Origin of the sequence: Leptospira ryugenii (assembly GCF_003114855.1) — a bacterium.
Lineage (GTDB): Bacteria > Spirochaetota > Leptospiria > Leptospirales > Leptospiraceae > Leptospira_A > Leptospira_A ryugenii.
This window is the reverse complement of record NZ_BFBB01000003.1, coordinates 178,604-204,791: the sequence shown is the minus strand read 5'-3', so window position 1 is coordinate 204,791 and position 26,188 is coordinate 178,604. Positions and strand designations below refer to the sequence as shown.

23 protein-coding genes are annotated in these 26,188 nt (G+C 41.4%); 20 read left to right on the top strand and 3 right to left on the bottom strand.

Annotated elements, in window-relative coordinates; genetic code table 11:
- The first annotated feature begins 57 nt into the window (after window positions 1-57).
- Together DI060_RS05325 and DI060_RS05320 are read left to right on the top strand one after the other, a co-directional pair.
- A complete protein-coding gene (locus DI060_RS05325; RefSeq protein ID WP_108974510.1) occupies window positions 58-510 on the top strand; it encodes a DoxX family protein in 453 nt (150 codons plus the stop codon).
- Window positions 511-599: 89 nt separating this feature from the next.
- Window positions 600-3,077, top strand: coding sequence for a SpoIIE family protein phosphatase (locus DI060_RS05320; protein ID WP_108974508.1), 2,478 nt, complete (start codon window positions 600-602; stop codon window positions 3,075-3,077).
- Here DI060_RS05320 and DI060_RS05315 read toward each other — a convergent pair.
- Window positions 3,064-4,068: a M23 family metallopeptidase gene (locus tag DI060_RS05315; RefSeq protein WP_108974506.1), complete on the bottom strand. Its 1,005-nt coding sequence runs from the start codon at window positions 4,066-4,068 to the stop codon at window positions 3,064-3,066. The genes DI060_RS05320 and DI060_RS05315 overlap by 14 nt on opposite strands.
- A 64-nt stretch (window positions 4,069-4,132) precedes the next feature.
- On the opposite strand from DI060_RS05315, the gene pcnB reads away from it, so the two are divergent.
- Window positions 4,133-5,659: a polynucleotide adenylyltransferase PcnB gene (gene pcnB, locus DI060_RS05310; protein WP_108974504.1), complete on the top strand. Its 1,527-nt coding sequence runs from the start codon at window positions 4,133-4,135 to the stop codon at window positions 5,657-5,659.
- Window positions 5,660-5,788: 129 nt separating this feature from the next.
- On the opposite strand, the gene thiL is transcribed toward pcnB, so the two are convergent.
- Window positions 5,789-6,706, bottom strand: coding sequence for a thiamine-phosphate kinase (gene thiL, locus DI060_RS05305; RefSeq protein ID WP_108974502.1), 918 nt, complete (start codon window positions 6,704-6,706; stop codon window positions 5,789-5,791).
- Between the two features lie 73 nt (window positions 6,707-6,779).
- Here thiL and rplM point away from each other — a divergent pair, with 73 nt between their 5' ends.
- The 17 genes from rplM to DI060_RS05220 all read left to right on the top strand — a co-directional run bounded on the left by rplM (window position 6,780) and on the right by DI060_RS05220 (window position 25,730).
- Entirely contained in the window at window positions 6,780-7,232 is a 453-nt protein-coding gene (rplM, locus tag DI060_RS05300; RefSeq protein ID WP_108975640.1) for a 50S ribosomal protein L13, read from the top strand.
- A complete protein-coding gene (gene rpsI / locus DI060_RS05295) occupies window positions 7,233-7,628 on the top strand; it encodes a 30S ribosomal protein S9 (RefSeq protein ID WP_108974500.1) in 396 nt (131 codons plus the stop codon). It begins immediately after the preceding gene.
- A gap of 68 nt (window positions 7,629-7,696) precedes the next feature.
- A complete protein-coding gene (locus DI060_RS05290) occupies window positions 7,697-8,866 on the top strand; it encodes an MFS transporter (RefSeq protein WP_108974498.1) in 1,170 nt (389 codons plus the stop codon).
- A 47-nt stretch (window positions 8,867-8,913) separates the two neighbouring features.
- Window positions 8,914-11,679, top strand: a complete 2,766-nt coding sequence (gene alaS / locus DI060_RS05285) for an alanine--tRNA ligase (protein ID WP_108974496.1) — start codon at window positions 8,914-8,916, stop codon at window positions 11,677-11,679.
- Between the two features lies 1 nt (window position 11,680).
- A complete protein-coding gene (locus DI060_RS05280; protein WP_108974494.1) occupies window positions 11,681-12,178 on the top strand; it encodes a YajQ family cyclic di-GMP-binding protein in 498 nt (165 codons plus the stop codon).
- Window positions 12,179-12,252: 74 nt separating this feature from the next.
- A complete protein-coding gene (locus DI060_RS05275; protein ID WP_108974492.1) occupies window positions 12,253-15,060 on the top strand; it encodes a DNA translocase FtsK in 2,808 nt (935 codons plus the stop codon).
- Window positions 15,061-15,101: 41 nt separating this feature from the next.
- A complete protein-coding gene (locus DI060_RS05270; protein ID WP_108974490.1) occupies window positions 15,102-15,815 on the top strand; it encodes a LolA family protein in 714 nt (237 codons plus the stop codon).
- Between the two features lie 20 nt (window positions 15,816-15,835).
- Window positions 15,836-16,927, top strand: a complete 1,092-nt coding sequence (locus DI060_RS05265) for a helix-turn-helix domain-containing protein (RefSeq protein WP_108974488.1) — start codon at window positions 15,836-15,838, stop codon at window positions 16,925-16,927.
- Window positions 16,927-18,267 (top strand): 30S ribosomal protein S12 methylthiotransferase RimO, encoded by a 1,341-nt coding sequence (rimO, locus tag DI060_RS05260; protein WP_108974486.1) that lies wholly within the window; start codon window positions 16,927-16,929, stop codon window positions 18,265-18,267. Before DI060_RS05265 ends, rimO begins: the two co-directional genes overlap by 1 nt.
- Window positions 18,268-19,014, top strand: a complete 747-nt coding sequence (gene pgsA / locus DI060_RS05255) for a CDP-diacylglycerol--glycerol-3-phosphate 3-phosphatidyltransferase (RefSeq protein ID WP_108974484.1) — start codon at window positions 18,268-18,270, stop codon at window positions 19,012-19,014.
- Complete coding sequence (gene trpD / locus DI060_RS05250) at window positions 18,995-20,017, top strand: anthranilate phosphoribosyltransferase (RefSeq protein WP_108974482.1); 1,023 nt, start codon at window positions 18,995-18,997, stop codon at window positions 20,015-20,017. Before pgsA ends, trpD begins: the two co-directional genes overlap by 20 nt.
- A gap of 39 nt (window positions 20,018-20,056) precedes the next feature.
- Window positions 20,057-20,380: a preprotein translocase subunit YajC gene (gene yajC / locus DI060_RS05245; protein ID WP_209451989.1), complete on the top strand. Its 324-nt coding sequence runs from the start codon at window positions 20,057-20,059 to the stop codon at window positions 20,378-20,380.
- A gap of 3 nt (window positions 20,381-20,383) precedes the next feature.
- Complete coding sequence (locus DI060_RS05240; protein ID WP_108974478.1) at window positions 20,384-20,995, top strand: SRP-less Sec system protein; 612 nt, start codon at window positions 20,384-20,386, stop codon at window positions 20,993-20,995.
- A gap of 20 nt (window positions 20,996-21,015) precedes the next feature.
- Window positions 21,016-22,950 (top strand): protein translocase subunit SecD, encoded by a 1,935-nt coding sequence (gene secD / locus DI060_RS05235; RefSeq protein WP_108974476.1) that lies wholly within the window; start codon window positions 21,016-21,018, stop codon window positions 22,948-22,950.
- Complete coding sequence (secF, locus tag DI060_RS05230; protein ID WP_108974474.1) at window positions 22,943-23,887, top strand: protein translocase subunit SecF; 945 nt, start codon at window positions 22,943-22,945, stop codon at window positions 23,885-23,887. Before secD ends, secF begins: the two co-directional genes overlap by 8 nt.
- A gap of 70 nt (window positions 23,888-23,957) precedes the next feature.
- On the top strand, window positions 23,958-25,115 hold the full coding sequence (locus tag DI060_RS05225; protein WP_167836926.1) for a bifunctional diaminohydroxyphosphoribosylaminopyrimidine deaminase/5-amino-6-(5-phosphoribosylamino)uracil reductase: 1,158 nt from the start codon (window positions 23,958-23,960) through the stop codon (window positions 25,113-25,115).
- Window positions 25,116-25,118: 3 nt separating this feature from the next.
- Window positions 25,119-25,730, top strand: a complete 612-nt coding sequence (locus DI060_RS05220; RefSeq protein WP_108974470.1) for a riboflavin synthase — start codon at window positions 25,119-25,121, stop codon at window positions 25,728-25,730.
- On the opposite strand, the gene DI060_RS05215 is transcribed toward DI060_RS05220, so the two are convergent.
- On the bottom strand, window positions 25,710-26,090 hold the full coding sequence (locus DI060_RS05215; protein ID WP_108974468.1) for an STAS domain-containing protein: 381 nt from the start codon (window positions 26,088-26,090) through the stop codon (window positions 25,710-25,712). The two genes, DI060_RS05220 and DI060_RS05215, sit on opposite strands and share 21 nt — an antisense overlap.
- Between the last annotated feature and the right edge of the window lie 98 nt (window positions 26,091-26,188).

Here is a 26,188-nt window from a genome sequence, read left to right as displayed (position 1 = left end):
TTGTGTTTTTAGATTAAATAGCTTAATGTTGAACTAATTAATCTTAAGGAATTGAATATGTTAGAACTTCTTTTTTCGACCTCTGATAGCATTGTGCCCCTAGTGTTACGTCTGACCTTGGGGATTGTGATTTTCCCACATGGGGCTCAAAAACTCCTAGGTTGGTTTGGTGGTTACGGGTTTAAAGGGACTTATGGATACTTTACTGGCCAAGCGGGTCTTCCGGGTATCATAGCCTTTTTGGTCATCATCGGGGAATCATTGGGCTCAGTGGCCCTAGTTTTGGGTTTTCTCACAAAGTTTTCCGCCCTATCCATCGGTATCATTATGTTAGGTGCAGCTTTTCTTGTCCACCGTCCCAATGGTTTTTTCATCAATTGGTTTGGGGCACAAAAAGGGGAGGGCATGGAGTTTCACTTGTTAGCGATTGGTTTGTCCATTGCTCTTGTCATCACAGGCGGCGGGGCATTTTCTGTAGATTATTTTCTACAAAGTTTAATTACTAATTAATTTATGTTAGGTGAAAGGGGGCAAATTGCCCTTTTTTCACCTCTGATTTTGAATTGACAAGCCTTCACATTTCCTCCCAATCAAAGTAAGTGGATCTTGCAACTAGGTTTCTCGGTTTATTTATCTCCTTTTTCTTTTGTTCTTATCTATCCGCACAAAGTATTCTAGATCTAAGTTCCCTTCCTAACAAGTCCGAGGATAGACGTTGGTGGGCAAAAGATTCCTTTTCACTTCAGGATACAAAGCTTGCCTTTAGTCCAAATTCAAGGTATAAAGAGATCGACAAGTTTCCCATCTGGCTCGGTGAAGTATTTCCTTCCGATCGCAGCTATGCAGAATATACTTTGGCTACCTCCTTTGATCTCAGCCAAGAAATGCAGGAAAGAAATCAAAATCTTGCAATCTCTTTTGCTGAGATTGGAGAAGCGTTTGAAATCTTTGTGAATGGAAGATTGATCGCTAAGGAGGGACTCTATGATGGAAGCAATGTGCTTTTCCACCGAACTGTGCGAGGAGTTGTATATCCCATTCCAAAAGAGATCACCAAAGAAAAGGACAATCAACTCATCTTGCACATTGTGGGTGACCCAAGGTATGACCATACTGGTCTTTATCTATCTCGTGGTTATATGATTGGTGAGTATGAAAACTTACTGTACCAAAGACAAGATAGAGTATCTTTGGCTTTGATTTTAGTTTATTTGGTCGTCGGAATGTACCATTTCTTTCTTTTTTCAAAAAGACCGAAAGAGAGATACAATCTCTATTTCGGGATCTTTTCTTTTGGTGCGGGAGTTTATTTTTTTACCCGAAGCAATGAGATATTTGAGTTTGGGATTGATTCGGTCATAAGCCAAAAGCTTGAGCTCATTGTTCTTTATCTCTTTTTTTCAGCCTTTTTCCAATTCATCTCTTATTTTTATTTTGATAAGACAAGTAGATTCCAAAAGTATCTTTTCTATTTTCATCTCTTCATTGCCTTTGTTACTTTGTTTCTTCCCTTATTTCTCTGCGAGATGATCCTTCGCGTTTGGCAAGGCGTAGCATTTGCCTTCGCCTTACCAAATATCATCTTTAGCTTAGCGCTAGGCGTGCGCTTTCGAATCCACTATTCAAAAAATTTACTTTTAGGTACCATCCTACTCATTATCTCTGCAGTGTATGATATTCTAGATTCATTGGTTTTCAATTCTGGATATGCATTTTCAAAGTATACTTTCTTCATTTACATCGTTGGTATAGCCACTGTTTTGGCTGATAAATTCTCTGAGGTGCATAGGCAAACAGAATATCTAAACATTACCTTGGAAAGAAAGGTGAAAGAGCGAACCCTTGAGTTATCCAAAAGTTTAGAGAGTGTAAAGGAGTTAAAGAACCAACAAGATGGTGATTATTTTTTAACCTCTTTGTTGCTTAAACCATTGGGCTCCAATTCCTACAAAAGCCAAAATGTAAATGTTCAATTTCTTCTCAGGCAAAAGAAAAAGTTTCAATTCAAACAATGGCATGCTGAAATTGGAGGAGACTTGTGTGTGACAAATACTCTAGTTTTAAAGGGAAAAGAATACACTGTTTTTGTAAACGCAGATGCAATGGGCAAATCCATCCAAGGTGCGGGAGGTGTTTTGGTTTTAGGCTCTGTTTTTGCTGCGATTATTGAGCGTACAAAGATGAGTGAAGAGGCATCCGATATCTATCCAGAGCGTTGGCTCAAAAACTCCTTTCTTGAATTGCAAAAAGTCTTTGAAACCTTTGATGGGAGTATGCTCGTCTCGCTCGTTTTAGGGCTAGTTGAAGACAATACTGGAAATGTGTATTACATAAATGCGGAACATCCGAGTTTAGTCTTGTACCGAGATGGAATAGCCTTATTTTTAGATAGAGAGATCCAGCTTAGAAAGTTGGGGATCAAAATGCCAGAGGGAAGGCTAAGTGTACGTATCTTCCAGATGCAAAAACAGGATATCTTGATTTCGGGTTCGGATGGTCGAGATGATTTGCTTGTCCATTCACCTAACCAGGAGAAGAAGGTACTAAATGAAGATGAATCTAAATTTTTAACGTTTGTAGAGAAAGGTAGAGGAGACCTGCATCAAATAGCCGATGCCCTAGTGGATTTTGGTGATTTAACGGATGATCTCTCTCTCATGCGAATAGAGTATTTAAAAGAAGCATCGCCAAAAAAAAGCTTCGAGGAACTTTGGAAACAGGCAATCACAAGCTTCCGAAAAAGAGAATTCAAAAAAAGTTATGCGCTATGTGAATCTTTGATAGAAAACTATCCAAATCAAACAGAAAGTCATTTTTTAGCATCTATGAATAGTCGGCGATTGGAACAGTCCAAGGATGCGGCAGATATGGCTGAACGTGTCCGGTTAAGAGAAACGGACAATGTGAACGTACTTTTGAAATTGAGCTTTGCTCATATAAAGATAGGCAATTGGGAGCGAGCAGGGAATCTATTGCACGAACTCAAAGGAAAGTATCCAAATCACAAACGTGTCTTACAACTCACACGTTATCTCAAATCCATCCAAAACAAAAAAGAAAAAATCAGTCTAGGTTGATGTACTCTTCTGGGTCTAGAGGTGAGTCCAATCCAACATGGACTTCATAGTGAACGTGTGCACCTGTCGCCTTACCAGTTTGTCCTACTAGGGCAATTTTGTCTCCGCGTTTCACTCGGTCTCCAGGTGATACCAAGATCTGTGAGCAATGTCCGTATAATGTATAAAATCCGTTTTCATGATTGATGCGTACAGAACGTCCGAGTCCTCCTGCTGTTGAGTCTACGTTGGCTATCACTCCAGGTCCAGTTGCATAGATTGGCGTGCCTTCACCGGCAGCAAAATCGATGCCTGAGTGAAACTCTCCAATGGGTAAAATGCCAAAGGGATCACTTCTGTTTCCAAAGGTAGAGGTTACGACTCCAACACCCGGCTTCAAGGGCCTTCCCCTAGGCATGGAATAGAAAATGCTTTCTCTCATAGAAAGGTACTCAAAGGCATTCTGGAAGTTGGGAACCAAATTCCCGAGCCGCAATCCAAATTCGACGTAGGTATGTACGACTTGCTGGTAGAGGTTAAGGTTTGATTCCAATTCTTGGTCATCTCGGCTGTATTCTTCCTTTAGAAGGTAGTCCTGAGTGATCATCTCTTTTTCGGGGATTTGGTCCCAAGCCAATTGGTTTAGGGACTCAGTAGCCGATTCTAGGTCCTCGACCGAATCTTGCAGGTCTTGGGAAAGTAGGTCATAAAATAGGAAGGAGACTAGCTGGTTTTCAGCTCTTTTTTCCAGTGAGGTATTGCGTTCAAAAAAGAAGGAGAAGTAGATAAGAAACGAGAGGGAGAGCAGAACCAAACCCAAGGCCAGAAAAGACAAAAATAACAACATTCCGAAGGAAAGCTCTACCTGGAGGAGGGCCTTTTCGTTGTTTGGGATGAGGACAAAGCTCACTTTCCGTTTGCTTGCCTCCCATAATTGCAAAAATCGCTTCTTTTGGCGCAAATAGGCAATCCAAATGCGCTCCCAGGTTGTCGTTGCGTAAGTTTCTTCCAATGCTTTCGTATGCCAATTTTTACTTGCCCATGCCTTTTTTAGGGGGAAAGTGGACGAATCGAATATGTTTAAATTTCTCACTTCTCTTTTCCGAAAGAAAGCCGACTCTGTCGATTCCTTTTTGATGTACCCCGAGGGAAAGAGATACTACAGAGAAAGTCACTCCATCCGCCGTGCAAACATTGATGAAGATGCAATCAAGATCATCAATCGTCTGAACAAATTCCGCTACAAGGCTTACCTTGTCGGTGGTGGCGTCAGAGACCTTCTCATGGGTAAACGACCCAAAGATTTTGACATCGTTACGAGTGCAACTCCCAATCAGATCAAACGAGTTTTCAACAATTGCCGTATTATTGGCAAAAGATTTAAAATTGTACATATCATTTTTAAAGGAAAGATCATTGAAGTCTCCACATTTCGCTCATTGCCTGAGCATCGATTGGAAAAGCACAAAGCTGATAACGACTACTTAATCAAACGGGACAACTCCTTCGGAACAGCAAAAGAAGACGCAGCTAGACGCGACTTTACCATCAACTCTTTGTTCTATGACCCAAAGAACGATTCCATTCTAGATTATGTGGGTGGCTTTGATGACATCCAAAAGAAAATCGTTCGTGTCATAGGTGACCCAGATATCTCTTTTAAAGAAGATCCTGTTCGGATGCTTCGTGCCGTGAAGTTTTCAGTCTTACTAGGTTTAGACATCGAAAAGAAAACAAAACTCGCGATCAAAAAGAACCGATCCGAAATCGAAAAGTCATCTACTGCTCGTTTGTTGGAAGAATACAACAAAATCTTCCGAACTTGGAAAACATCTTTGATCTTCCAAGGTCTTGCAGAAAACCATCTGCTCGAAGTTTTGTTTAAAAATGTTGTCGATAAGATCAAAAAGAACAACGAAGAATGGCGTGAAAATTTCTTAGACACTCCTCTTGGTAAGCGATTGGCAGTTACTGACAAACTCCTCTCGGCGAGAGAAGAGATGACTCCGGCCATCTTTTATGCGCTTATTTTTTATGATTTAGTCAGTGATGTTTTGCACTCAGAGCAAGGTCATTTAGCACACAATGTCAAAGAAGCATTGAACCCAGCATTTGAAAAAATGGGCATTCCTAAACGGGAGCAGGAGAATCTCATCAAGGTTTTCATTAGCCAACCCAGGTTTCTTGTGACAGACGATGAAAAGGAAAGACAAAACTCTTTCTTTAAAAAGAAAGAATATTTCTACGATGCCTTTATGGTGTATAAGATTGTCTCCATTGCTGAGAACAATGATGCGGCTGTGCAATCTGCCTTTTTCTGGGAGATTTCACTCCGCCAAAGGCCGAAAGCGGATGCCCAAAACTTTGGACAACAGCAAACTAGAAAGAAAGAGAAAAAGCGCCCACCTCGGAAAAAACAAAGAGGCGGAAGGCAGCATTCCCAGCAGAGAGATGAGAGACAAAATGGCAACCGTTCCAGTGATGCGGAAGGCCAAGACTCGGCTCCTGAAGGCCGATCAGACGAAAGGCCAAATGAATCGCAGAGCCATCCTCGTGAAAGGCAAGAGCGAAAGCGAGATTCTGAGCCTTCTAACGAAGAGTAGGCTATGCTCTATCCCTCCACTCTGTTTGGGTGGGGGGCTTCTCTTTTCCGATTCTCATCCCTACCTTCCCAACAGAGAAAACATTTTTTATACAACTCTAAAGCAATCCAAAGACAACTAAGTTTCGGTTCAAGATGGAAAATGAGAAAAGCCGATTTGTTTGGGATGGTACACTTCACCACCTAATTGAAACTGAACCTTACCCTTGCCCAATGTATTTTTGTCGCGTACGAATCGTCCAATTTTTGTTACATTTTGTCCTGCAATTTTTTCGGGAAGATTTTCATTCGATAAAAACAATAGTTCCAATTCTTCTCCGGATCCAAGCACAGCATCCCAGCCGAGTGTTTCCAAAGCTAGCTTTGAGACCGGTAGAGCTTCTAAAAAAATCTCGAGAACACCGTGGCTTGCTTTTGCCAATCGTAAGCTATCTTGGATGAGGCCATCTGTGACATCCATACAAGCATGGATATTGAATGTTTGCAATGTGGGAACCAAGGAGGCCCGTGAGGTAGGACTTAGGTGCTTTTGGATTGCCTTTTGGAATCTATTTTGCTTTTCTTTTGTTTTTAAGCAATGTAAGCCGAGTTCAGAGTTCCCAATCTCTCCAGTAAGGTAGAGGTAATCTCCATCCTTTCCTCCGCTTCTTGACCATGGTTTCGCCGTTTTTCCCAGGATCGTTAAGGTCAAATGGGTGCTCCTGGAAAAAAAAGTATCTCCACCGGCGAGTGTGATTTTGTGTTTCTCTAAGCGTTTGCGAAATGCCTTTTGGAACTCCAGCACCCAAGGTTTTTTTTGGGAAAGAGCGGATAGACCTAGATTTAAAAAACAAAGCTCTGGCCTCCCACCGGAAGCGGCAATGTCAGAGAGGTTCACTTCAATCAATTTTTCTGCCAAATCCTTCGGGCTCGACCATTCATGCAAAAAATGGGTGCCCTCAGCCAAGGAATCTGTTGAAATGAGGAGGTCTGGGGCTAAAAAGAAGCAATCATCCTCTGGGAAGGAGTTTCGGGGGAAAAAGCCTCGGATGATCTCTGATTCGTCCAAACTAAGCCCAGTAAATTTATTTGACCTAGTAAGAAAACCGAAAATCCTGACAGAAAAGAGGAATTCTCACCCTATGGAACTATTGTCCAAACCACATAAGACTCCTTCCTTGAAAAAAGAGGAAGTTCAAAAACAGTGGTACATTGTCGATGCCAGCGATAAAACACTTGGTCGTTTGGCAAGCCAAGTGGCTTCCCGCCTGAGAGGGAAACACAAGGCAACCTTCACTGCTAACCAAGACTGTGGAGACAACATCATCATCATCAATGCTGCAAAAGTGAACGTTACCGGAAGGAAACGTGAACAGAAAATCTATTACCACCACTCTCGTTACCCAGGTGGTATGACAGCAGTTCCTTTTCATAAATTAGTATCTGAAAATCCTGAGCGTATTCTTTTAGAAGCTGTGAAGGGTATGTTACCCAAGTCCAAACTTGGAGCACAGATGTTGAGCAACTGCCGTGTGTTTGCTGGCGCAGAACACAATTTAGCTGCTCAAAAACCATTAAAGTTGGAGTTAAAGTAAATGGCGCAAAAAGCAGTTTGGGCAGTTGGCAGAAGAAAGACATCCGTAGCAAGAGCACGCATTGCTAGTGGTACAGGAAAGATTACCGTAAACCACAAAGATGTAACGGAATACATCAAAAATGGTGAGCATTTAGTGAGAAGAGCTCTTGAGCCTCTTTTCACTTTAGAAGCAAAAGACAAATATGATATTTTACTCAATGTAAGCGGTGGTGGTGTGATCGGCCAAGTAGGAGCGATCCGCCATGCCGTTGCTAGGGCTTTGGTTGCCTTCAATGATGCTTTGAAACCTACTTTGAAAAAAGAAGGATTTTTAACACGTGACAATCGTATGGTGGAACGTAAAAAATACGGTAAACACAAAGCTCGTAGAGGCACGCAGTTCTCAAAACGATAATTCGGGGAAAGAGTCCTCTGTCGAAAAGCCTCCCTTGGGAGGCTTTTTTTTTGTGGTAAGGATGGTTTATGTTTCAATTGGTATTGTACTACATCGCGTTCGCACTAGGAACATTTTCTGGGAGTTGTTTTCTTTACACGATTGTCATCTATAGCCAAAGTTTGGTGGAAAGGGAAGGATTTTCAGGCATTGTCTTTCTCTTTTTATACATTCCTTTTCCCATTTTGTTTATGTTTACCGGATTGCTTTTGGATCGTTTCTCACGAAAACTAGTACTAGCTTCCTTCCAAGGCATCGTTTTCCTCGCGAGTTTTCTCATCTTTTTTCTCTCCCATGAGCTTTTGCAAGAACCCTATCTTTTGTTAGGTCTAGCCTTTTTCCATGGAATTGGTATGACGGTGGTCCTACCTGGTAGGATGGCTTTGTTACGGGATGTGAGTGGGACTCATAAAATAGTATTCCACACCATCTTTGCCAATCTACTCCTCATTGTCTTATTTGGATTGAGCCCTCTTATGATAGGTGCCTTAAAAGAAATATTGAGTTTCGAAATGATCTTTTTGGCCATTGCTATCGGTCATTTCTTGAGCCTAAGCATCATCTTATTTTTACCAGTGGAAAGGCAGGCAAAACTCGAAAACCAGTCACAGAAATTATCGGCTGTCCTTTCCTACGTTAAGTCCGATCCCATCTTATGGCAGGTCTTAGTGGTCACCATCATCAGCATGATGTATTTGGGCCCACTGCAAGTTGTACTGCCAAAGTACATCCGCGAAGTCTTAGGATTAGGAGAATTGGGTAGGGGGACCGTACTCTTTGCGATGGGTCCTGGACTTTTGTTGGGTGGGCTATTAACCATTTTCTTTCACCATTGGAGACACCAAGGTCGATTTCTGCTATTCTTACTTTTTGTTTCTGGCCTTGCCTTTCTTACAATCATTTCGTTCCACCAAGCATCCGTTACATCAGGGGCACTCTTTTTTTTCGGCATCTTTGGAGGTATGAGTTCTAGTTTGTTACCTTCCATTTTGCAAAAAAAATCGGCAGAGGATATGAGAGGGAGACTTCTCTCCATTTATATGGTTTGTTTTCAATTTACTCCCGCCCTGTCTGGTTTTCTTTCCGCTTACTTTGCGGACCTTTGGGGCCTAGTTTTGGGGATGCAAATTCTTGGACTCTTGGCACTCTTTTTTAGTTTGGTAAGCCTTGTCTCGTTCCGTGAATTGCGTAAATTTTAAATGAATTTCCTTGCCCAGATAGGGAAATACGAAATTGCTGTAAGTGTATGAAACAGAAGACGGTCCAAGAAATCGCAAGTCTATACATTGAATACTTTCGCAAAAATGGCCATAGCATCGTGCCATCCTCTAGTTTGGTCCCAACAGGTGATCCTACTCTTTTATTTACAACTGCCGGGATGGTCCAATTCAAACCTCTTTTTACGGGAGCTGTGGAGCTTCCCTATACCCGAGCCGCCTCTGTTCAAAAATGTGTTCGAACAACAGACTTGGAAGTTGTTGGAAAGACGGAAAGGCATTGCACCTTTTTTGAAATGTTGGGCAATTTTTCTTTTGGTGATTATTTTAAGAAAGAAGCAATTGCCTATGCATTGGAATTTTCTTTACAACACCTAGAGATTCCCAAAGAGAAAATTTGGGTCACTATCTATCTTGATGATGACGAAGCAAAACAGATTTGGATGGATTTGGGAATCCCTGAAGAACGGATCGTACGCTTAGGGAAAAAGGATAACTTTTGGGGTCCTGCAGGAGATAGCGGGGCTTGCGGACCTTGTTCCGAGTTGTATCTAGACCGTGGCCCAGAGAAAGGCGGACCCAATTGCGGCAATAATCCCAATTGCAAACCTGGCTGTGATTGTGACCGCTATCTAGAATATTGGAATTTAGTTTTCAACCAGTTCAACCAAACAGTCACAGGTGAACTCCTCCCTCTCAAACAAACAGGTATTGATACAGGTTCTGGTTTGGAACGAGTGGCCATGTTACTCCAAGGTGTAGATTCTGTGTATGATACAGATGAACTCAAAAAAATCATACAAAAAATAGAATCACTTTCTGGCCAAACCTACAATGAAAGTACAAAGGTTTCCTTTCGAGTCATCACAGACCATTCGAGATCGGTTTTCTTTGCAATAGGCGACCGCATCATCCCCGACCGCACTGGCAGAGGTTATGTGATCCGAAGGCTCATACGGAGAGCTTCTTTATTTGCGCGAAAACTCGGCATCCATAAACCGTTCCTTTTCCAATTGGTGGAACCACTTGTCGCCATCTATAGTGAACGATATCCGGAGCTAAGCTCCAGAAAGGAAGAAATTAAGAATACAATTTTGAAAGAGGAAGAACTCTTCCTTAATACCTTAGAGATCGGTTTGGAAGAGTTGGAACGATTGCTCTCCGAATTAAAATCCCAAAACCAAACAGTAGTCTCAGGAAAAGAAAGTTTCCGCTTATATTCTACTTTTGGATTTCCAAAGGAGATGACTCGTGAACTTGTTTTGGAGAGAGGATTTTCTTTTCATGAAGAAGAGTTTGAAGAAGAACTAGAAAAAGACAGAGATCTATCGCGCGCTAGTTGGAAAGGGAAAAAAGTCTCGTACCTGACTGGACTCTCGAATGGAAGAGAATTAAAAACTGAATTTTTGGGTTATGAAGCTTCGAAAGCTGAAGCAAATATTTTGTATATATTCAAAGAGGGCAAACAGGTTCCTTCGGTTCGCCAAGGTGAGGAAGCCGTCATTGTCTTAGACCGAACTCCATTTTATGCTGAGGGGGGAGGCCAGTTAGGTGATACTGGCTATATCAAAGGGGGAGACTTTCAATTCCAGGTGCAGGATACACAAAAAGAGAATGATGCCTTCTTGCATATGGGACTTGTTTTAAAGGGAGAAATCAAAACAGGAGATCATGTATCCCTTGAGATTGATGGGGTACGGAGAAAGAATCTAGCAAACCACCACTCGGGCACTCACCTGCTCAATGGTGCCCTGAGGCGCATATTAGGTGACCATGTCTCGCAAAAAGGATCTGTGGTCTCACCGGATTATCTAAGGTTTGATTTTTCTCATGGAAAGGCTTTAAGCCAAGAAGAAATCACTCGGATTGAAGAAGATGTTAACCGTGCTATTGCCCAAGAGATACTTGTGAAGACAGAAGTCCTTCCCATTGAGGAGGCAAAAACTTCCGGTGCAGTTTCTATGTTTGATGAAAAATATGGAAACTTGGTGCGCGTTGTGAGTATGGGTGATGCCTCCAAGGAGTTTTGTGGTGGAACACATGTTTCGAATACTGCGGACATTTCGTACTTCGCTATCATAAAAGAAGGAAGCCCAGGAGCTGGGAATAGGCGGATAGAAGCAATTTGTGGATCAAATGTAGTTGCCTATTTCCAATCTATCTTCCAAGTTTTGGCAGAAAAAGTCCAAGAGCATAACCTTAAAGTCAAAGAGAGCTTTGGTGATCTGAAGGTTTTTGGAATCCACGAGAGAGTCCCCTCTCCAGAAGAAGTGCAAATTTCCTTTGAAAAAGATTCCACACAAGCCGTTGGAATTTTACGTTCTAAAAAGCAAACGGTTGAAAAGATTTTAGAAGAGAAATCAAATCAATATTTTAAAGAGAAGAAAAAGAAGGAAGCTATGTCCTTTCAATTGAATCCTGAGTTGGTAGAAAGTCTGTTAAAATCTGTCATTAAGATTGGGTCTCTTGTCGTCGTTAAACAAGTATTTGATGGAGTGGATTCCAAGTCTTTGAAAGATTTAGGTGATTCTCTAAAGTCGAGATCAGAGGATGTAATATGCCTCTTTGGTTCCAAAGAAGGAGAAAGTTCGACTCTGGTTTATATGTGCAACCAAAAGAATGTAGCAAAAGGAATTCATTGTGGAAACCTCTTAAAATCTGCATTAGAATTGTTAGGTGGCAAAGGAGGAGGGCGACCTGATATGGCACAAGGTGGGGGAAAAAATCCCGACTCGATCGAAAAAGCTCTCGATGTGACGATCCAAACACTGAAACAAGAATGGGAAGGAAAATGACATGGCACAAGATCCATCATTTGATATCATTTCAAAAGTCGATAGGCCAGAGCTGCAAAATGCAATCTCGCAAGCTCTAACGGAAATAAGCACTCGTTTTGACTTCAAAGGAAGCCAGTCGGACATCAAACTGAAAGATGACGAGTTGACCCTCACCTCCGAAAACGAAATCAAACTGAAGCAAGTCATCGATGTATTGACGACCAAGATGGCAAAACGAGGGATAGGGCTTCGGGCCTTTGATTTCGATTCAAAAGTGGAACCGGCAACGGGGCAGACTGTCCGACAAAAGGTAAAAATCCAAAACGGATTGGGACCCGACCAAACCAAAAAGATTACCACTCTCATCAAAGACTCCAAAATGAAAGTACAAGTGTCCATCCAAGGCGATTCCGTTCGTGTTGTTGGAAAGAAAAAGGATGATTTACAGGCGGTTATGAAGCTCATCCGCGACGCTGATTTTCCTTTCGACGCAAGCTTTACAAATTTCAAAGGATAATCCTTTCCTTTTCCTAAGTAAGAAAGACTGGTTTTTTTACCAGTCTATGTCCCGAAACGGCCGATATCTTGAGTATGGAAAAAGAAAGATCCATACCGACCTGGCACGCATTCAGACAAGATTTAAGCCCATACGCCTTTGTTTTCTTTGGTGTATTTTTACTTCTCTCCTTGTTCTCATTCACGGAGGGAGACGATGGATCCTTAGCCAATTGGTTTGGAAGGATAGGCTACTATGTGTCCTTTACCTTGCTCTATCTCTTTGGTAAGGCTGCCTTTTTCCTAGCAGGATTTGCTTTGGTTCTTGGTGTCATCTCCTTTAAGAACCCTGATTTTGATCGCCTGGGCAAGGCACTTTACTTTCCTCTGCTTCTAGTCGCAAGTTCTGTTTCTTTACAAATTTTGGAAACTCCCATGGGTAAGTTAGGCGATGGTGGCGGTATCATCGGGATGTTTTTTTCCTGGCTTTTGCAGTATCTATTTGGCGAGACAGGTAGGATCATTGTCGTATTCTTTTTGTACATCTATTCCGCAATTGTTTGGTTAGAAGATAGTGCTTGGGGCTTTACCGTTCAAAAACTCAATGGACTTTCCCAAGGATTGTTGGGAGTCTTTGGTGCAAAGCGGGACCTCTCCCATTTGCGGATTCCTAAGTTTCTTTCTGATCTCTTACCTCGGCCTTCGAATGTAGGAGTACATTCGGGACTAGAGTCTCCCCTTCGTTTCGAAACATCTTCAGAGAAAGGTTGGTTTGAAAAGAAAGTGATTGCAGAAGAGGCCCCCGAAGCCCCTGTCCTTACCCTTCCTAAGGTAGAGCGAAAAAAAAACAACATCCAATACAAAAATGCCAATCTCTATGATGGATTTTTTGAAGAAACTGGATTTGTCTATCGTATGGATGCAAATCGGAAAGAAAGAAATACCATCTCACAAACAAGTCCATTCTCGGCTCCTTTGTATCGTTTTGTAGACCTAAGGGAGGAGAGAAAAGAAGAGGTAGAGCAAAGAGTTGAAGATTCTAGCTGGAAACTTCCACTAACACCAGTTTCTGATCTTACCTCTCTCAAGAAAAAAACTCCCATTGTCGATTTTTCCGATTTAGAATTGTATGAAAGAGAGGGTGGTGATTGGGAAGAAGAGGATTTGATCCTAGATGAAGAGGAACCGATGATTTCCGAAGAGGAGTGGGAGGAGGAGGAAGAGCTTTTGGACTTGGATCTGGAAGCCAAAGAAGCCTCCGAGGCTCCGGATACGGAACATGAAGAAGACTCTGTAGAAGAGTCCGAAATAGAAGTGGATCATGCAGATGTAGAAGAACCCCTCAGTATCGAAACGATACCAGTTGCTGAAACAGAAATACTTCCGCCAAGTAACGTATATATGATGGAAGAAAAAAAGAAAAAGACAAAGGAAGTTCCACGTGAAGAGGAATTTCCTTTTGGATCCATGGTACCTTCTGTACGGTTGAAAAAGGGCAGATATTATATTTCCTCAAAGCTTCTTCTCGATCATAAACCAAGTCTTTTGCATACCTCTCGGAACGAATCAGAAGTGGAGACCGTTGTCAAAAAAATAGAAGAGATCCTTGGGCATTTTGGCATTGAGGTAAAAGTCATATCGAAAGAAAGAGGTCCCATCATCACACGCTATGAGTTAACGATACCCTATGGTGTTAAGCTGAGTAAGGTGACAACCTTAGTCGATGAAATCCGAGGCCATTTAGAAGTCACAAATGTAAGGATCGTTGCTCCAATCCCAGGAAAATCCACAATCGGAATCGAAGTACCTAACCAAATCCGAGAAGATGTGTATCTCTCTGAAATCCTAAAAGCGGAAGCATTACAAAGCAATAAAGCGAAAGGATTGAGCATTTCCATAGGAAAGGATATCTCTGGAAAAATTGTAAATATAGATTTAGCAAAATTGCCACACTTACTTGTCGCAGGGACAACTGGTTCAGGAAAATCCGTCAGTTTAAATGCAATGATCACAAGTCTGATCTGCACTCGGTCACCCGAAGAAGTACGGTTTATCATGATCGACCCTAAGATGGTGGAGATGACTTTGTATGAAGACATCCCCCACTTACTCGTGCCCGTGATCACAGATCCAAGAAAGGCAAGTAAGGCTTTGGCTTGGGCCATTGACGAAATGGAATCTAGATACCAAATTGTATCCAAACTTAAAAGTAGAGACTTTAAGAGTTACAATGAAAAGGTAGAACAGTTTGCCCATGCCCAAGGCTACCAAAAATTTCCCTATATCGTAATCTTCATCGATGAGTTAGCAGACCTCATGATGGTCTCAGGAAAGGAATTGGAAGAAAAGATCCAAAGGATTTCCCAAAAATCGAGAGCTGTGGGCATCCATTTGGTGATGGCGACCCAAAGGCCTTCCGTTGACGTCATCACTGGTCTTATCAAAGCGAACTGCCCCGCAAGAGTTGCATTTAAGGTTGCCCAAAAGACAGACTCACGTACAATCCTGGATTCCAATGGGGCAGAATCACTTCTGGGAAAAGGGGATTTTCTCTACCGTTCCCCAGAGGATAGCGATTTGATTCGTATCCAAGCTCCTTTTGTCGAAGAAAAAGAAATAGAAGCCATTGTGGAAGAGGCAAAGAAACAAGGCTCTCCTGCTTATATCGAAATCGATTGGGAGGACGAAGGAAGCGCAGAAGAAATAGAATCGGAGGACGAGGACCTTTTTCAGGAAGCTTGGAACATTGTGCTCACAGAAAAAAAAGCAAGTGCCAGTTATCTCCAGAGGCGCATGAGGATAGGCTACAACAAAGCGGCTCGCCTTATGGAACTGATGGAAGCAAGGGGCTACGTCTCGCCTCAAATTGGCGCAAAACCTCGCGAAATCTTACGGTCAGCGTAAATCATAGACAAAGTAGGCTTGGGAAAAAAAACTGTGAAACTATGAAGTTGCGCTTCCTTCTTTTGTTTTTCTTTTTTGGCTGGTCCGTTTCCATTTTTTCGCAAACGAACCCTGCCCACAACTGGCATTCGCCCTCTGAAGTTGTGAAGAAGATTAAAAACAAATTCTCCAAAATCGAAAGTTATTCGGCTGAATTTCAGATCAGAACCATTGAGAACAAAAAAGAAAAGTTCATGAAAGGGAAGTGTTTGTACAAAAGACCAGGAAAGATTCGGTATGATTTTTCAGAACCTGATGGCGACGAGATTGTCTCCGATGGGAAGACTCTTTATATTTTTATCAAACGGTTAGGGGCCGTTGGAAAACAAGACCTAACTCTCGACAAAAAGAATTCTTCTGGTCCTATTTTCAGTGCCAATAGTGCGGACGGTTTGTCCCGTTTATTTAGAAAGTACCATTATAAGTTTGATGCTATCGAGCAACCTAGGCTTGTCATTGATAAAGACCCAACCAAATACTTTGTCTTGGAACTTGACCAAAGAGAGAAGATAGGTGGTTTTGAAAAAATGAAGCTCTTTGTCGATTCCGAATCCTATTTGATACGCAGAGCCGTGGCAACCGATGGCCGTGGAAAAGAAACGACCATATCTTTTAGCAATATTAATTTTCAAGAGGACATACAGGATGGGGTGTTCAATTTTCACATGAGTGGAAATGCAAAGATTGTAAACAACCCTTTGGTGTCAGAAAACTAAGGGTTTTACGAGGGATTATTTTGAATACAAAACGAGTCGGTCAAATTTTAAAAGAATCTAGAGAGGAGAGAAAACTCTCTGTCAAGGATGTCGCAAAAGAAACCAATATCGCGGCAAAATATATCATAGCTTTAGAGACAGAGGATTACTCACAATTCCCAGCGGAAACGTTTGCCCTAGGATTTTTGAAAAATTATGCCAGTTATCTGAAACTCGACACAGCCATGTTACTCAATCTCTATCGTGGTGAGCAAATTGAAGAATCCCAAGCTCCTTTAGAAGAATTAACAAAACCGACCATGTCTAGTTTTTCCTTAGATCGCAATCGTTTTGTGACAATGCTTTCTATCGCTTTGGTAGCCGTTGCAGCATATATTTTGTACATTAGTTTTGAAGATTCTGGTGCCTCCCTTGAAGATGAGACTGCAAACGTTACAGAAACAGAAGATACATCCTCAACTGAAATCCCATCTGGTATCAATTTTGTATCCCAGAGTGTTCCTGAAAATGCTTCGGTTCCGTTTATCTTAACTGAAGACAGAGGGGTGTCCTTTAGCGTAAACAACCAACAATGTAAGATGTTTGTGCGAGGTGTGCAGAATGGCAAGGCTAACATAGGTTTTAATATCTTCCCCGAAAAGAATGTATATTTTTTTCAGACGGCTGAGGGAGAAGAGACATTACTCTCATACAGAATCCAAGAACTTTCTTCCCTGCGACGTGATATCCGTGTTGTGACCCAAGCAGTTACAGAAAAATCAGCCAAGGTTTTGGTTACCTTACGTGAAGAAAGAGAAGGTGTGGTTTCGAAACCAGTTGGTGATGTTCCCATACAAGTTACTTTATTCTTTTCCAAGCCAAGTTATGTTGAGTTTGTCATCGATGGCCAAATGGGTGAACGAGGTCTAGTTTCGGCAGGCGAGGTGAAACATTTGGAAGCACGAGACCGTCTGGAAATGAAAGTAGGAGATGGTGGTGCCGTTGAGATGGTGCAAAATGGCAAAGAGCGTGCCGTGCTGGGAAAACCAGGTAAACTTGTAAAGAAGATCTTTGTAAGAAAACAAAACCCATATGACTCCACTCAGTCCATCATTGGTGAGTTAGGTGAGTAATGCCCAAATCCGAATCAGCACCACTTCCCAAATCGTTTTATATCACTACTCTTGGTTGTCCCAAAAACACAGTGGACTCCATGAGTATGCACCAATCCCTTTTGAAGGAAGGCCTTCTCCCAGCAAACGGTCCTGAGGCGAGTGATTTTCATTTAGTAAATACCTGTACATTCATCCAAGAGGCAACGAAAGAAACCATCCAGACAATTTTGGATTCAATCGATGTCAAAAAAAAAAGAAAACAAAAGTTAGTTGTCGTTGGCTGCTTTGCAGAACGAGCAGGCAAAGAAATTTCCGAGGACCTGCCAGAGGTTGACCTTCATTTTGGCACCGGGAAATACGAGCAAGCGGGAGCCATCCTACGAAAAGCCTTCCCACTTGATTTCCAAGATGCCAAGGAGTTCAATGAGGATTTGATCGAGAGGTTACAGATCTCCACCCAAATCGAAAACTATTCCAAACCATATTCCTATGTAAAAATTTCGGATGGTTGCAACCGTGGATGTAGCTTTTGTATCATCCCGAACTTACGGGGCAGATACCGGGATGCGGAGGCATCTGACGTTATCCAAGAGACAAAAAAAGCCATACGAGCTGGTGCCAAAGAGATATGTTTGGTTTCTCAGGATACAGTTTTCTATGGAAAGGATACAGATCGTCTCCTAGACCTTGTACGTTCTGTAGCAAGTATCCAGGACCTAAGCTTGTTACGGCTATTGTATCTTTACCCCGACAAAAAAACGGAGAGACTATTGGATCTCTATGCAGAACTGCCCAATATTGCGCCGTACTTGGAATCTCCATTGCAGCATGTCTCAAGCTCAGTTTTAAAGTCTATGAACAGGTCGGGAGATTATTCCTATTTTAAACATCTATATGAAAAGGCACGTGCTCTCAAACCAGGCTTAGAGATCCGAACTTCCTTTATCTTAGGATTTCCTGGGGAAACCACTGCTGATGTCGAAGAAATCATTCGGTTCATCCAAGATGTAAAGCCTGAGAAGGTAAATTTATTTCCATACTCACCGCAAGAGGGAACAAAAGGGTTTGATTTACCTGGACAAATAAAAGACAAAGAGATCTCTAAACGTGTGAATCTCGTGCGAGAAGCTTACCTAGAAGTTTTAAAAGACATCCACCAACAGCGTATTGGTAAGGTATATGAGGCAATCGTGGATGATGTTACAGAAGAGGGGGCAACGGTTAGACGATTCCAAGATGCACCCGAGATCGATGAAGTCGTGTTTGTCGAAGACCAGTCCTTAAAAGTTGGACAGTTTGGGAAGGTGCAAATCGATAGCTTCTTTGAATTCGATATGAGCGGAACTTGGGTATCATAAATGGAGGATTGGAAAACCATTGCCAATTTTCCCAATTTCTTAACCGTACTACGCGTCCTCGCCCTCCCTTTCTTTGTGTATTCTCTCTTTCAAAAAGAAATCGAATACCAGATTTTTGCCTTTGTATTGTTTGCTCTTGCGTCTCTTACTGATTTAATTGATGGATACCTTGCACGCAAATGGAACCAACAAACAGAATTCGGAAAATTTTTAGATCCTTTAGCTGACAAATTCTTGGTCATTGGATGTTTCATTGCTTTTCTATTCATCCATGAACCGATCGAAGTTTGGATGGTCGTATTGATTGTTGGTAGAGACATGCTGATTACTTTTTTACGCTATATTGCCGTTAGATCAGGATCAAGTTTACGTACAACCATGATGGGAAAGGTGAAAACAGCCTTTCAGATGGGAGCTATTCTCTTAATTCTTGTTATCTTTATGTTAGTTTCTGGAAACAGAAAAAATCTCATCAATGAAATGTATACTCTTGGAAAAACAGCTGGTCTTTCTACATTTCAAATCGCAAGTGAGAATGCTAAAAGTTTCTTTGCCACTATCCAAAGAGATGATCTACCAGAAACAAATGATTTGATTACACTAGCGGCGGCTTTTGTTCCTTATTTTGGTATGTTGCTTACAACTATCATTACTGTCTTCTCTGGCCTTCGTTATCTTGTTACAAATTATTCCTTGCTCTCGTATCGAAACTTAAAACGGATTTTTTATGACCGCATCCAATCTTAAACCACTCCTCGAGTCAGTGATTGCTGGCAAAGATCTCTCGCGTGAAGAGGCACATAGCTTTTTAGATGAAGTGATGAAAGGCCATGTTTCCGAAATACTTCTCTCCTCTTTTCTAACAGCTTTGAAAATCAAAGGAGAAAAGGAAGATGAGATCACGGGCTTCGTCGAAGCGATGCGAAATCACGCAGTTGCCGTTAAGGAAACGTTTGACTTTGATTTCATAGATACCTGCGGTACCGGAGGTGATGGAAAAGGTTCACTAAACGTATCCACCCTTTCTGCTTTTGTATTGGCCTCCTTAGGTTTACCTGTTGCCAAACATGGAAATCGTTCGGTCTCATCTCTTTCGGGTTCCTCTGATGTATTAGAGTCTCTGGGCTATCCCCTGCAAATGAGCCATACCGACACCGTGGCCTACTTCTTAAAGCACCAATTTGTCTTTCTCTTTGCACCCAATTGGCACCCTGCAATGAAATATGCGGCTCCTGTGAGAAAGGAATTGGGGATCCGCACATTTTTTAATTTGATCGGACCTCTCTCCAATCCTTTCCGTCCGAAGATGCAGGTCATTGGTGTTTATGATGTGGGCCTCCTTCCCTTAGTCGCTGGGGTATTACACAAGCTCCAAACACGAAAGGCCATCGTTTGCCATTCGCGTGATGGTCTGGATGAATTTTCTATATTTTCTCCCACGGACTATATCCATTTGGAGGACGGGAAATGGGAGAAGGCTCTCTTTGACCCAAAAGAACTGAAAGGACTATCACCCCTTCGACCTGAGGAAGTATTCCAGAATACCAAAGAAGCCTCCCAGGCACTCTTTTTGGATGTGCTCCAAGGAAAGAACACTTCTGGTTCTGATATGGTGGCTTTGAATGCTGGTGCCGCCCTTTTTCTTGCCGGCAAGTCCAAAAGCATCTCTGAAGGCTATACTTTGGCCAAATCAACACTTTTAGAGAAAAAAGTTCTCAAATTTGTCAGGGAAACATTGAATTTAAGCTGAGCCGTTTCATCCTTGGATAAATAGATAAGTATGGTAACTATGTTAGAAGTTTCAAATCCCCTCATTCTCCTACTACAGGAAGCGGGCGCCGATGCAGGTCGCTCGTCGATTCAATCTCTTTTGATCATTCCCATTATGCTAGTGGCAATGTATTTTTTAGTCATCCTACCCAACAAAAGAGAAGACAAAAAGAGAAAGGAAATGATCGCAAACTTACAAAAGGGTGATACTGTCATTACCAATAGTGGATTGCACGGTAAGGTGGTAGAGTTCAAAGACAACAACGAAACTGTAGTTTTGAGTGTTAGCGCAAATACAAATGTTACATTTGAAACAAGCGCCATCTTAAAAAAGAAAACGTAAAAAATGAAACAAACTTGGCTCTCACTTCTCCTTATCCTTTTCTTTGTAGGGGAAGTATACTCACAGGATAATTTGGATTTTTTGGACAAAGTGAACGATAAACCAAAGACTGTCACAAAGTCCAAAGAGGAAACAATACAGACAAATCAAGTCCAATCAAAAGACAAAAAATCCGTGAGTTCTACTTCCAAAAAGAAAAAGAAGAAGAAAAACAAAGAGAACCAAACTCTTCCGAACACGGCATTAGTTGATAACGGGAGTAACCTTGTTCCAAGCGATTCCAAACCTATTCTCCCCAAGGTCGAGGAGACCAAAAAGGAAGAGGAAGTTGTGATGCAAGGCAAATGGATCAATCCGAAAATCCAAATAGAGCCCGAGGGATTGCCAGGTTTTGGTAAAGAAGTTACCTACGGAAAAGAAGCCGAGACAATCAAATCAACTGTAGATTCCTCTGCAGGAAACGCGGGTTCCCCTTCCAAGTCCTTGTTCAGTTTTAAAGATTTTTTTGATAAATATAAAAAAGCGATGTTGATCTTGGGAATCATCATTCTATTCGCATTCTACCGATTGCGAATGGCAAGGCCAAGTTCGAGCAGTCGTTCTTATAGACGATAAATAGATTCAGGAGCATTGATTTGCGTTCGTACAGTTTACTACTGATCCCTTTCTTCATCATTGGCATTGCGCTAACGATTTTGTATCCCAACTTTGCTGAGAGAACTCTGTCCTTGGCGATCCAGAAAGAAGTGTATTCACTTCCATTAGAAGAACAGAACAAAGTTGTCTCTGATTTTTTCTCTCGTTGGCAAAAAGATTACAATTCGAACGGTCAATGGAGCATTTCACCAAACCAAGGTTTACCAGGTATTGATCAGCCTTTTTATACAATCAAAGGAAGATTTATCACATCAGCTAAGATCAATCAGATTTCTCAAGAGAACCAATCATTGGTTTTAGAATCAAAAAATAAAGTTGAGCCTACGTTGATTGAAGATCTCATCCGAGGCGGAAAGTCACTCTCAATCAAATTAGGATTGGATTTACAAGGTGGTATGCGAGTCGTTTTAAAAGGTGATTTTGATGATTACACCTCAAAATTAAAAGATTTGTATGCGAAAGAGATCGCAGATCAAAATGCGATACTTGCTGACGGCAAAAAAAGTGAAGAAGACAAAAAGAAAGCATCCGATCGATTGAAAGAAATCCAATCCAATTTTGAGCTTTCTCCTATGAGAAAATTGGTAGAATTGGAAAAGGCAAAGATGATCATCGACAATCGTCTCACCAGCCAAAACCTAACAGAGCCACAAGTTCGGATCCAAAAAGAGCAGGACGCGATAGAAGTTTCTCTACCTGGAGTTACCAATTCTGCTGCAATCCTAGAAATCCTTCAAAATACCGAAACAGTAGAATACCGAATCGAAGAACCAAGTCCGTTTGCACTACGTTCTCGCATTGATGAGAATGAAAGACGGTTCATGGACCAAGGAAAGCGAGAGGAAACAGAAATTTTTAAATTCCAAGAGCTTGTCAAAAACAAAGCAAGTAAAAAGCAGCAAGATGAATTTTTGGAGTCTTTGGAAAGAAAATACAATATCCCTCCACAGTACAAATTGTTCGCATACTGGAGAAGAGGGGAATCTGCAAAATCTACCTTATTGCCTAGAAGTTTTGTCGTCCTTGAAAGAAAAATTTCTCTTTCGGGCAATGACATGACAAATGCACAGCCTTCCTATAACTCAAACAGTTATGGTTGGATGGTGAGTTTTACCTTGAGTCCGAACGGTGCTGAAAAGTTTTTTGACCTAACATCTGAAAATCGAGGGAGAAACCTAGCGATTGTTTGGGGGGATAAAGTTGTTTCCAATCCTGTGATCAATGACCCCATTGCTGGGGGCCGAGCAGAAATTTCCGGTAGCTTTACCCAAGATGAAGCCATAAGACTTGCAAATGTGATTTCAGAGGGAGCACTACCCATACCTCTTTCTGTACTAGAAATGCGTTTCATTGGTCCGACTCTTGGAATAGAATCCATAGAAGTAGGTGTCAAAGCTGTTGTGATAGGGTTCATTTTGGTCATGTTATATATGATCCTCTACTACCGCCTTGCTGGATTTTTGGCAGATATATCGCTTGTTGCCAATATCATCATCTTGGCTGCACTGCTTACCTTAATGGATTTCACATTAACATTGCCTGGATTTGCAGGGGTTATCCTGACCGTTGGTATGGCTGTTGATGCCAATGTGATCATTTATGAAAGGATCAGAGAAGAGATTGAAGCAGGAAGGCCACTGAGCATCGCCGTCACCCAAGGGTTTGAGAACGCATTTTGGACCATCATGGACTCAAACCTTACCACTTTGATTGCAGGTATATTGATGATACGTCTTGGAAATGGGCCGATCAAAGGCTTTGCAATCACTCTTTGTTGGGGGATTGTTACGACTCTATTCACTTCCTTATTTCTATCTCGATTGTTCATGGAGCTTTTGGTCAACAGAACACAAATTCGAAGCATCAACTTAAGACCTTTCTTCTTTGGAAAAACGGTGGCTAAACATGTTTAATTTAAATTATACAAAGTACAAATATTTCACCATTACACTTTCGTTCCTTCTAATCCTACTAGGATTTGTATTTACCTTTGTTCGTCATGGTGGTTTTGCACACTCTTTGGACTTCGATGGGGGTTTGCGAACAGTTGTAGAATTACCTACTGGCAAGTCTCGTTCTGATTTAGAGAGCTACTTTAAATCGTCTAACATTGAAGCGGTCATCATTCTACTTGAAAAAGAAAAGAATATGTACCAATTGGATATCGGATTAGGTTCCATCCCGATCATTGAAGATCTCTACTCAAAGATCCCCCAAGCGGAAAGAGAGTTGGGAACTTCTTCTATTGATCGTTTTGTGATATTACTTCGAAAAGAGTTTCAACTCGAGAAAAAGAATATTCTATCAGCCGACCAAGTGGGCGCTGTTGTTGGGGGTGAGTTAACCTCAACTGGGATAACCTTAATGCTGACAACTTTGGCCATTATCCTTCTGTATTTGAGCTACCGCTCCCAATTTAAATTTGCTTTGGCCTCATCCATTGCCCTCATCCATGATATTCTCTTTACTCTCGCGATGATTGGCTTTTTCCAAATCAAACCATCGGTTCCTATGATTGCCGCTCTATTAACCCTTTTAGGCTACTCAATCAATGATAAAATCGTTGTCTTTGATCGAATCCGAGAGAATTCCCACGGTAAGGACAATCTATCCCTTTCGAATATTATCAATGTTTCCATCTCACAAACATTAGGTCGGACAATCAATACTTCCTTCACGACTCTGATTTCTGTGGTAGCAATTTTAGTGGGTGGTGCTGTGGAACTTTATGACTTTGCCATTATCTTAATTTTTGGTGTGGTAGTTGGAACTTATTCCTCGATTTTCATCGCAGCGCCTATTTCAGAAATTTATGATCTGATTCGGAGAAAGAGAAAACTCGCTGCCTAAAGAAGTGGAGAGTTCTGCCCTCAAAAACATCCTCCTCCAAATTAGAAAACTTTCGTTTTTAGCCATGGGTATGAGTTCTCCAAACCCACCCGTGGCCTGTGTCCTTGCAAACCCAAATGGGGAGATTCTTTCTCAGGCACACACACAAACCACTGGCAAAAACCATGCAGAAAGAGAGGCTTATGAAAATTGGTCTCAGAATGTCGGAGATCATATAGCAATTGTTAGCTTAGAGCCTTGTACACATTTTGGGAGAACTCCTCCATGCCGAGACCTAATTTTGGAAGCTCGGCCCAAGGAGCTTTGGATTGGTTGGAAAGATCCGAATCCACTCATTGAATCGGGAAACTGGGATACATATAAAAGTCTTGGGATACAAGCCAAACTAAATCCAATATTGGCTAAAGTTTCGTATCCCTATTTGTTTGGCTTCATCCAACGCATCCAGAGGAAAAGGCCATGGATTTGGATTAAATCTGCCCTTACAACATCCTTCCACTATGCCCCAACTGATTCACGTCAGGTGGCGATAAGTTCCGAGGCAAGTCGACCGTATCTTCAAATGCTACGGGCAAAATTTGATGCCGTTCTTGTGGGTCCGAACACCGTTAGTGTGGATGAGCCTAGTTTGAACTTTAGGTTAGAAGAAAGTGTATCTGCTTATCCCGCAAAGCAGATGTTTTATGAAATAAAAGACAGTTTTTTTTCAGCCGGTCGGGGTTTACTCGATGATTTGTTTCAATTTTGTTCAGAAGAGATCTTGCAAGAGCATAGCTCCAATCATAAGAAATACCAACCATTTCGGATTTTTTGTATTTCCGAAAACCAAACACTCTCAGACTCTTTTTTGCGAAAACAAAAAAGTCTAAATGAGGAGTATACGTCCCAAAAAGTTATTTTTATATTTTTAGGGAAAGATGCAAATTTACATCCACAGTATGCTCAAATGGCAGAGTTAACTGAGTTTCCTATACCAAATTTTTCACGAAGAGAAGGCTCGGTTTGTTTAGAATGGCTTGCTGAATTAGGTATCAATACCTTGTTATGTGAGGCTGGTTCTTTCGTTTGGGAATTTTTTCATGAGAACCTCATGCCAGGAGATTGCATTTTGACCATACAAGGTAAAATAGAATTTGAAAGCGGAAAGGTTTTTGCCGGTATGGAGGCAGGTCGAGAAGTCAGTGAATACCAAGTGCAAGAGGACATTTGGAGATTAAGGGAGATATAGTTTATGTTTACGGGTCTTGTAGAAACTTTGGGAAAGGTAATTGAGATCAAACCGATCTCTTCTGGCATTCAATTTGTTATTGCGACTGAATGGGAAAATCCAGATATAAAGGAAGGAGATAGCATTTCCATAAACGGAGCTTGTATGACCGTAACTGAGTTCCAGGAAGAGGGGAATCTATTTCAATTTTATGCTTCATTTAAATCCTTAGAATTGACCAATCTCTCTCGACTCAATCTCGGAAGCACTGTAAATCTGGAGAGAGCGATGTCCATAGGGTTTCGTTTCGGCGGACATATGGTACAGGGCCATGTAGATGGTATGGGACAGATCACATCCAAAAAGATTATTGAATCCGATGAAGTGGAAGAGTATTGGATTGAGATACCCAAAGACTTAATTCAGTATTTTGTTAAAAAAGGAAGTGTGACCATTGATGGCATAAGCTTAACGGTTGTGGATGTTAAAGACAATCAAATCCAACTCATTTTGATTCCGGAAACATTACAAAAAACGAATGCTAGCTTTTGGCAAGAAAAACAATTTGTCAATATAGAGGTGGATATTTTAGCGAAGTATGTAGAAAACTTTTTGTCACTTCGTTTTCCTAAGTAGATCATCAATATCTGAGTCGTCGTCATCTCCTGAAAAACGTGTTTGGAAATCACTTGGGTTCATAATTTCAAAGAACATATCCAACTTCGCAAGCTTAAACACGTTTTGGATCATTGGTTTCATCCCAACTAAAATCAATTTCCCCTTTTTGCTCTTCAGCAGATTTAAACTCTTTATGAGAGAGCCAATGCCAGAGGAATCAATATAGTCCAAACGACTCATCTCGATGGCCACAACCGTAGGATTTGGCTCAATGACTTTGGCAAAAATAGACTCAAATTCTTCCGTAGACTCAATATCAAATTTCCCTGAGATTTCAATCGTCTTTATCTTTCCGGCAGTGTTTAACTTGAGTTCCATTTTACCTCTTGATTTTAGAAAATTAGACAGATTCCTCTCTAAAAATCAATGAATTTCTTTGAGATTCTACTTTTAATCCCATGCATGTTTCCAGTCTT

What these genes read in the sequence shown, in the direction of transcription:
- alaS (WP_108974496.1), top strand. Translation starts at nt 8,914, where the DNA reads ATGAAACAGAAGACGGTCCAAGAAATCGCAAGTCTATACATTGAATAC.
- DI060_RS05215 (WP_108974468.1), bottom strand. Translation starts at nt 26,090, where the DNA reads ATGGAACTCAAGTTAAACACTGCCGGAAAGATAAAGACGATTGAAATC.
- DI060_RS05325 (WP_108974510.1), top strand. Translation starts at nt 58, where the DNA reads ATGTTAGAACTTCTTTTTTCGACCTCTGATAGCATTGTGCCCCTAGTG.
- DI060_RS05275 (WP_108974492.1), top strand. Translation starts at nt 12,253, where the DNA reads ATGGAAAAAGAAAGATCCATACCGACCTGGCACGCATTCAGACAAGAT.
- secF (WP_108974474.1), top strand. Translation starts at nt 22,943, where the DNA reads ATGTTTAATTTAAATTATACAAAGTACAAATATTTCACCATTACACTT.
- DI060_RS05220 (WP_108974470.1), top strand. Translation starts at nt 25,119, where the DNA reads ATGTTTACGGGTCTTGTAGAAACTTTGGGAAAGGTAATTGAGATCAAA.
- pcnB (WP_108974504.1), top strand. Translation starts at nt 4,133, where the DNA reads ATGTTTAAATTTCTCACTTCTCTTTTCCGAAAGAAAGCCGACTCTGTC.
- yajC (WP_209451989.1), top strand. Translation starts at nt 20,057, where the DNA reads ATGTTAGAAGTTTCAAATCCCCTCATTCTCCTACTACAGGAAGCGGGC.
- DI060_RS05280 (WP_108974494.1), top strand. Translation starts at nt 11,681, where the DNA reads ATGGCACAAGATCCATCATTTGATATCATTTCAAAAGTCGATAGGCCA.
- DI060_RS05240 (WP_108974478.1), top strand. Translation starts at nt 20,384, where the DNA reads ATGAAACAAACTTGGCTCTCACTTCTCCTTATCCTTTTCTTTGTAGGG.
- rplM (WP_108975640.1), top strand. Translation starts at nt 6,780, where the DNA reads ATGGAACTATTGTCCAAACCACATAAGACTCCTTCCTTGAAAAAAGAG.
- DI060_RS05270 (WP_108974490.1), top strand. Translation starts at nt 15,102, where the DNA reads ATGAAGTTGCGCTTCCTTCTTTTGTTTTTCTTTTTTGGCTGGTCCGTT.
- rpsI (WP_108974500.1), top strand. Translation starts at nt 7,233, where the DNA reads ATGGCGCAAAAAGCAGTTTGGGCAGTTGGCAGAAGAAAGACATCCGTA.
- pgsA (WP_108974484.1), top strand. Translation starts at nt 18,268, where the DNA reads ATGGAGGATTGGAAAACCATTGCCAATTTTCCCAATTTCTTAACCGTA.
- DI060_RS05290 (WP_108974498.1), top strand. Translation starts at nt 7,697, where the DNA reads ATGTTTCAATTGGTATTGTACTACATCGCGTTCGCACTAGGAACATTT.
- rimO (WP_108974486.1), top strand. Translation starts at nt 16,927, where the DNA reads ATGCCCAAATCCGAATCAGCACCACTTCCCAAATCGTTTTATATCACT.
- DI060_RS05225 (WP_167836926.1), top strand. Translation starts at nt 23,958, where the DNA reads ATGAGTTCTCCAAACCCACCCGTGGCCTGTGTCCTTGCAAACCCAAAT.
- trpD (WP_108974482.1), top strand. Translation starts at nt 18,995, where the DNA reads ATGACCGCATCCAATCTTAAACCACTCCTCGAGTCAGTGATTGCTGGC.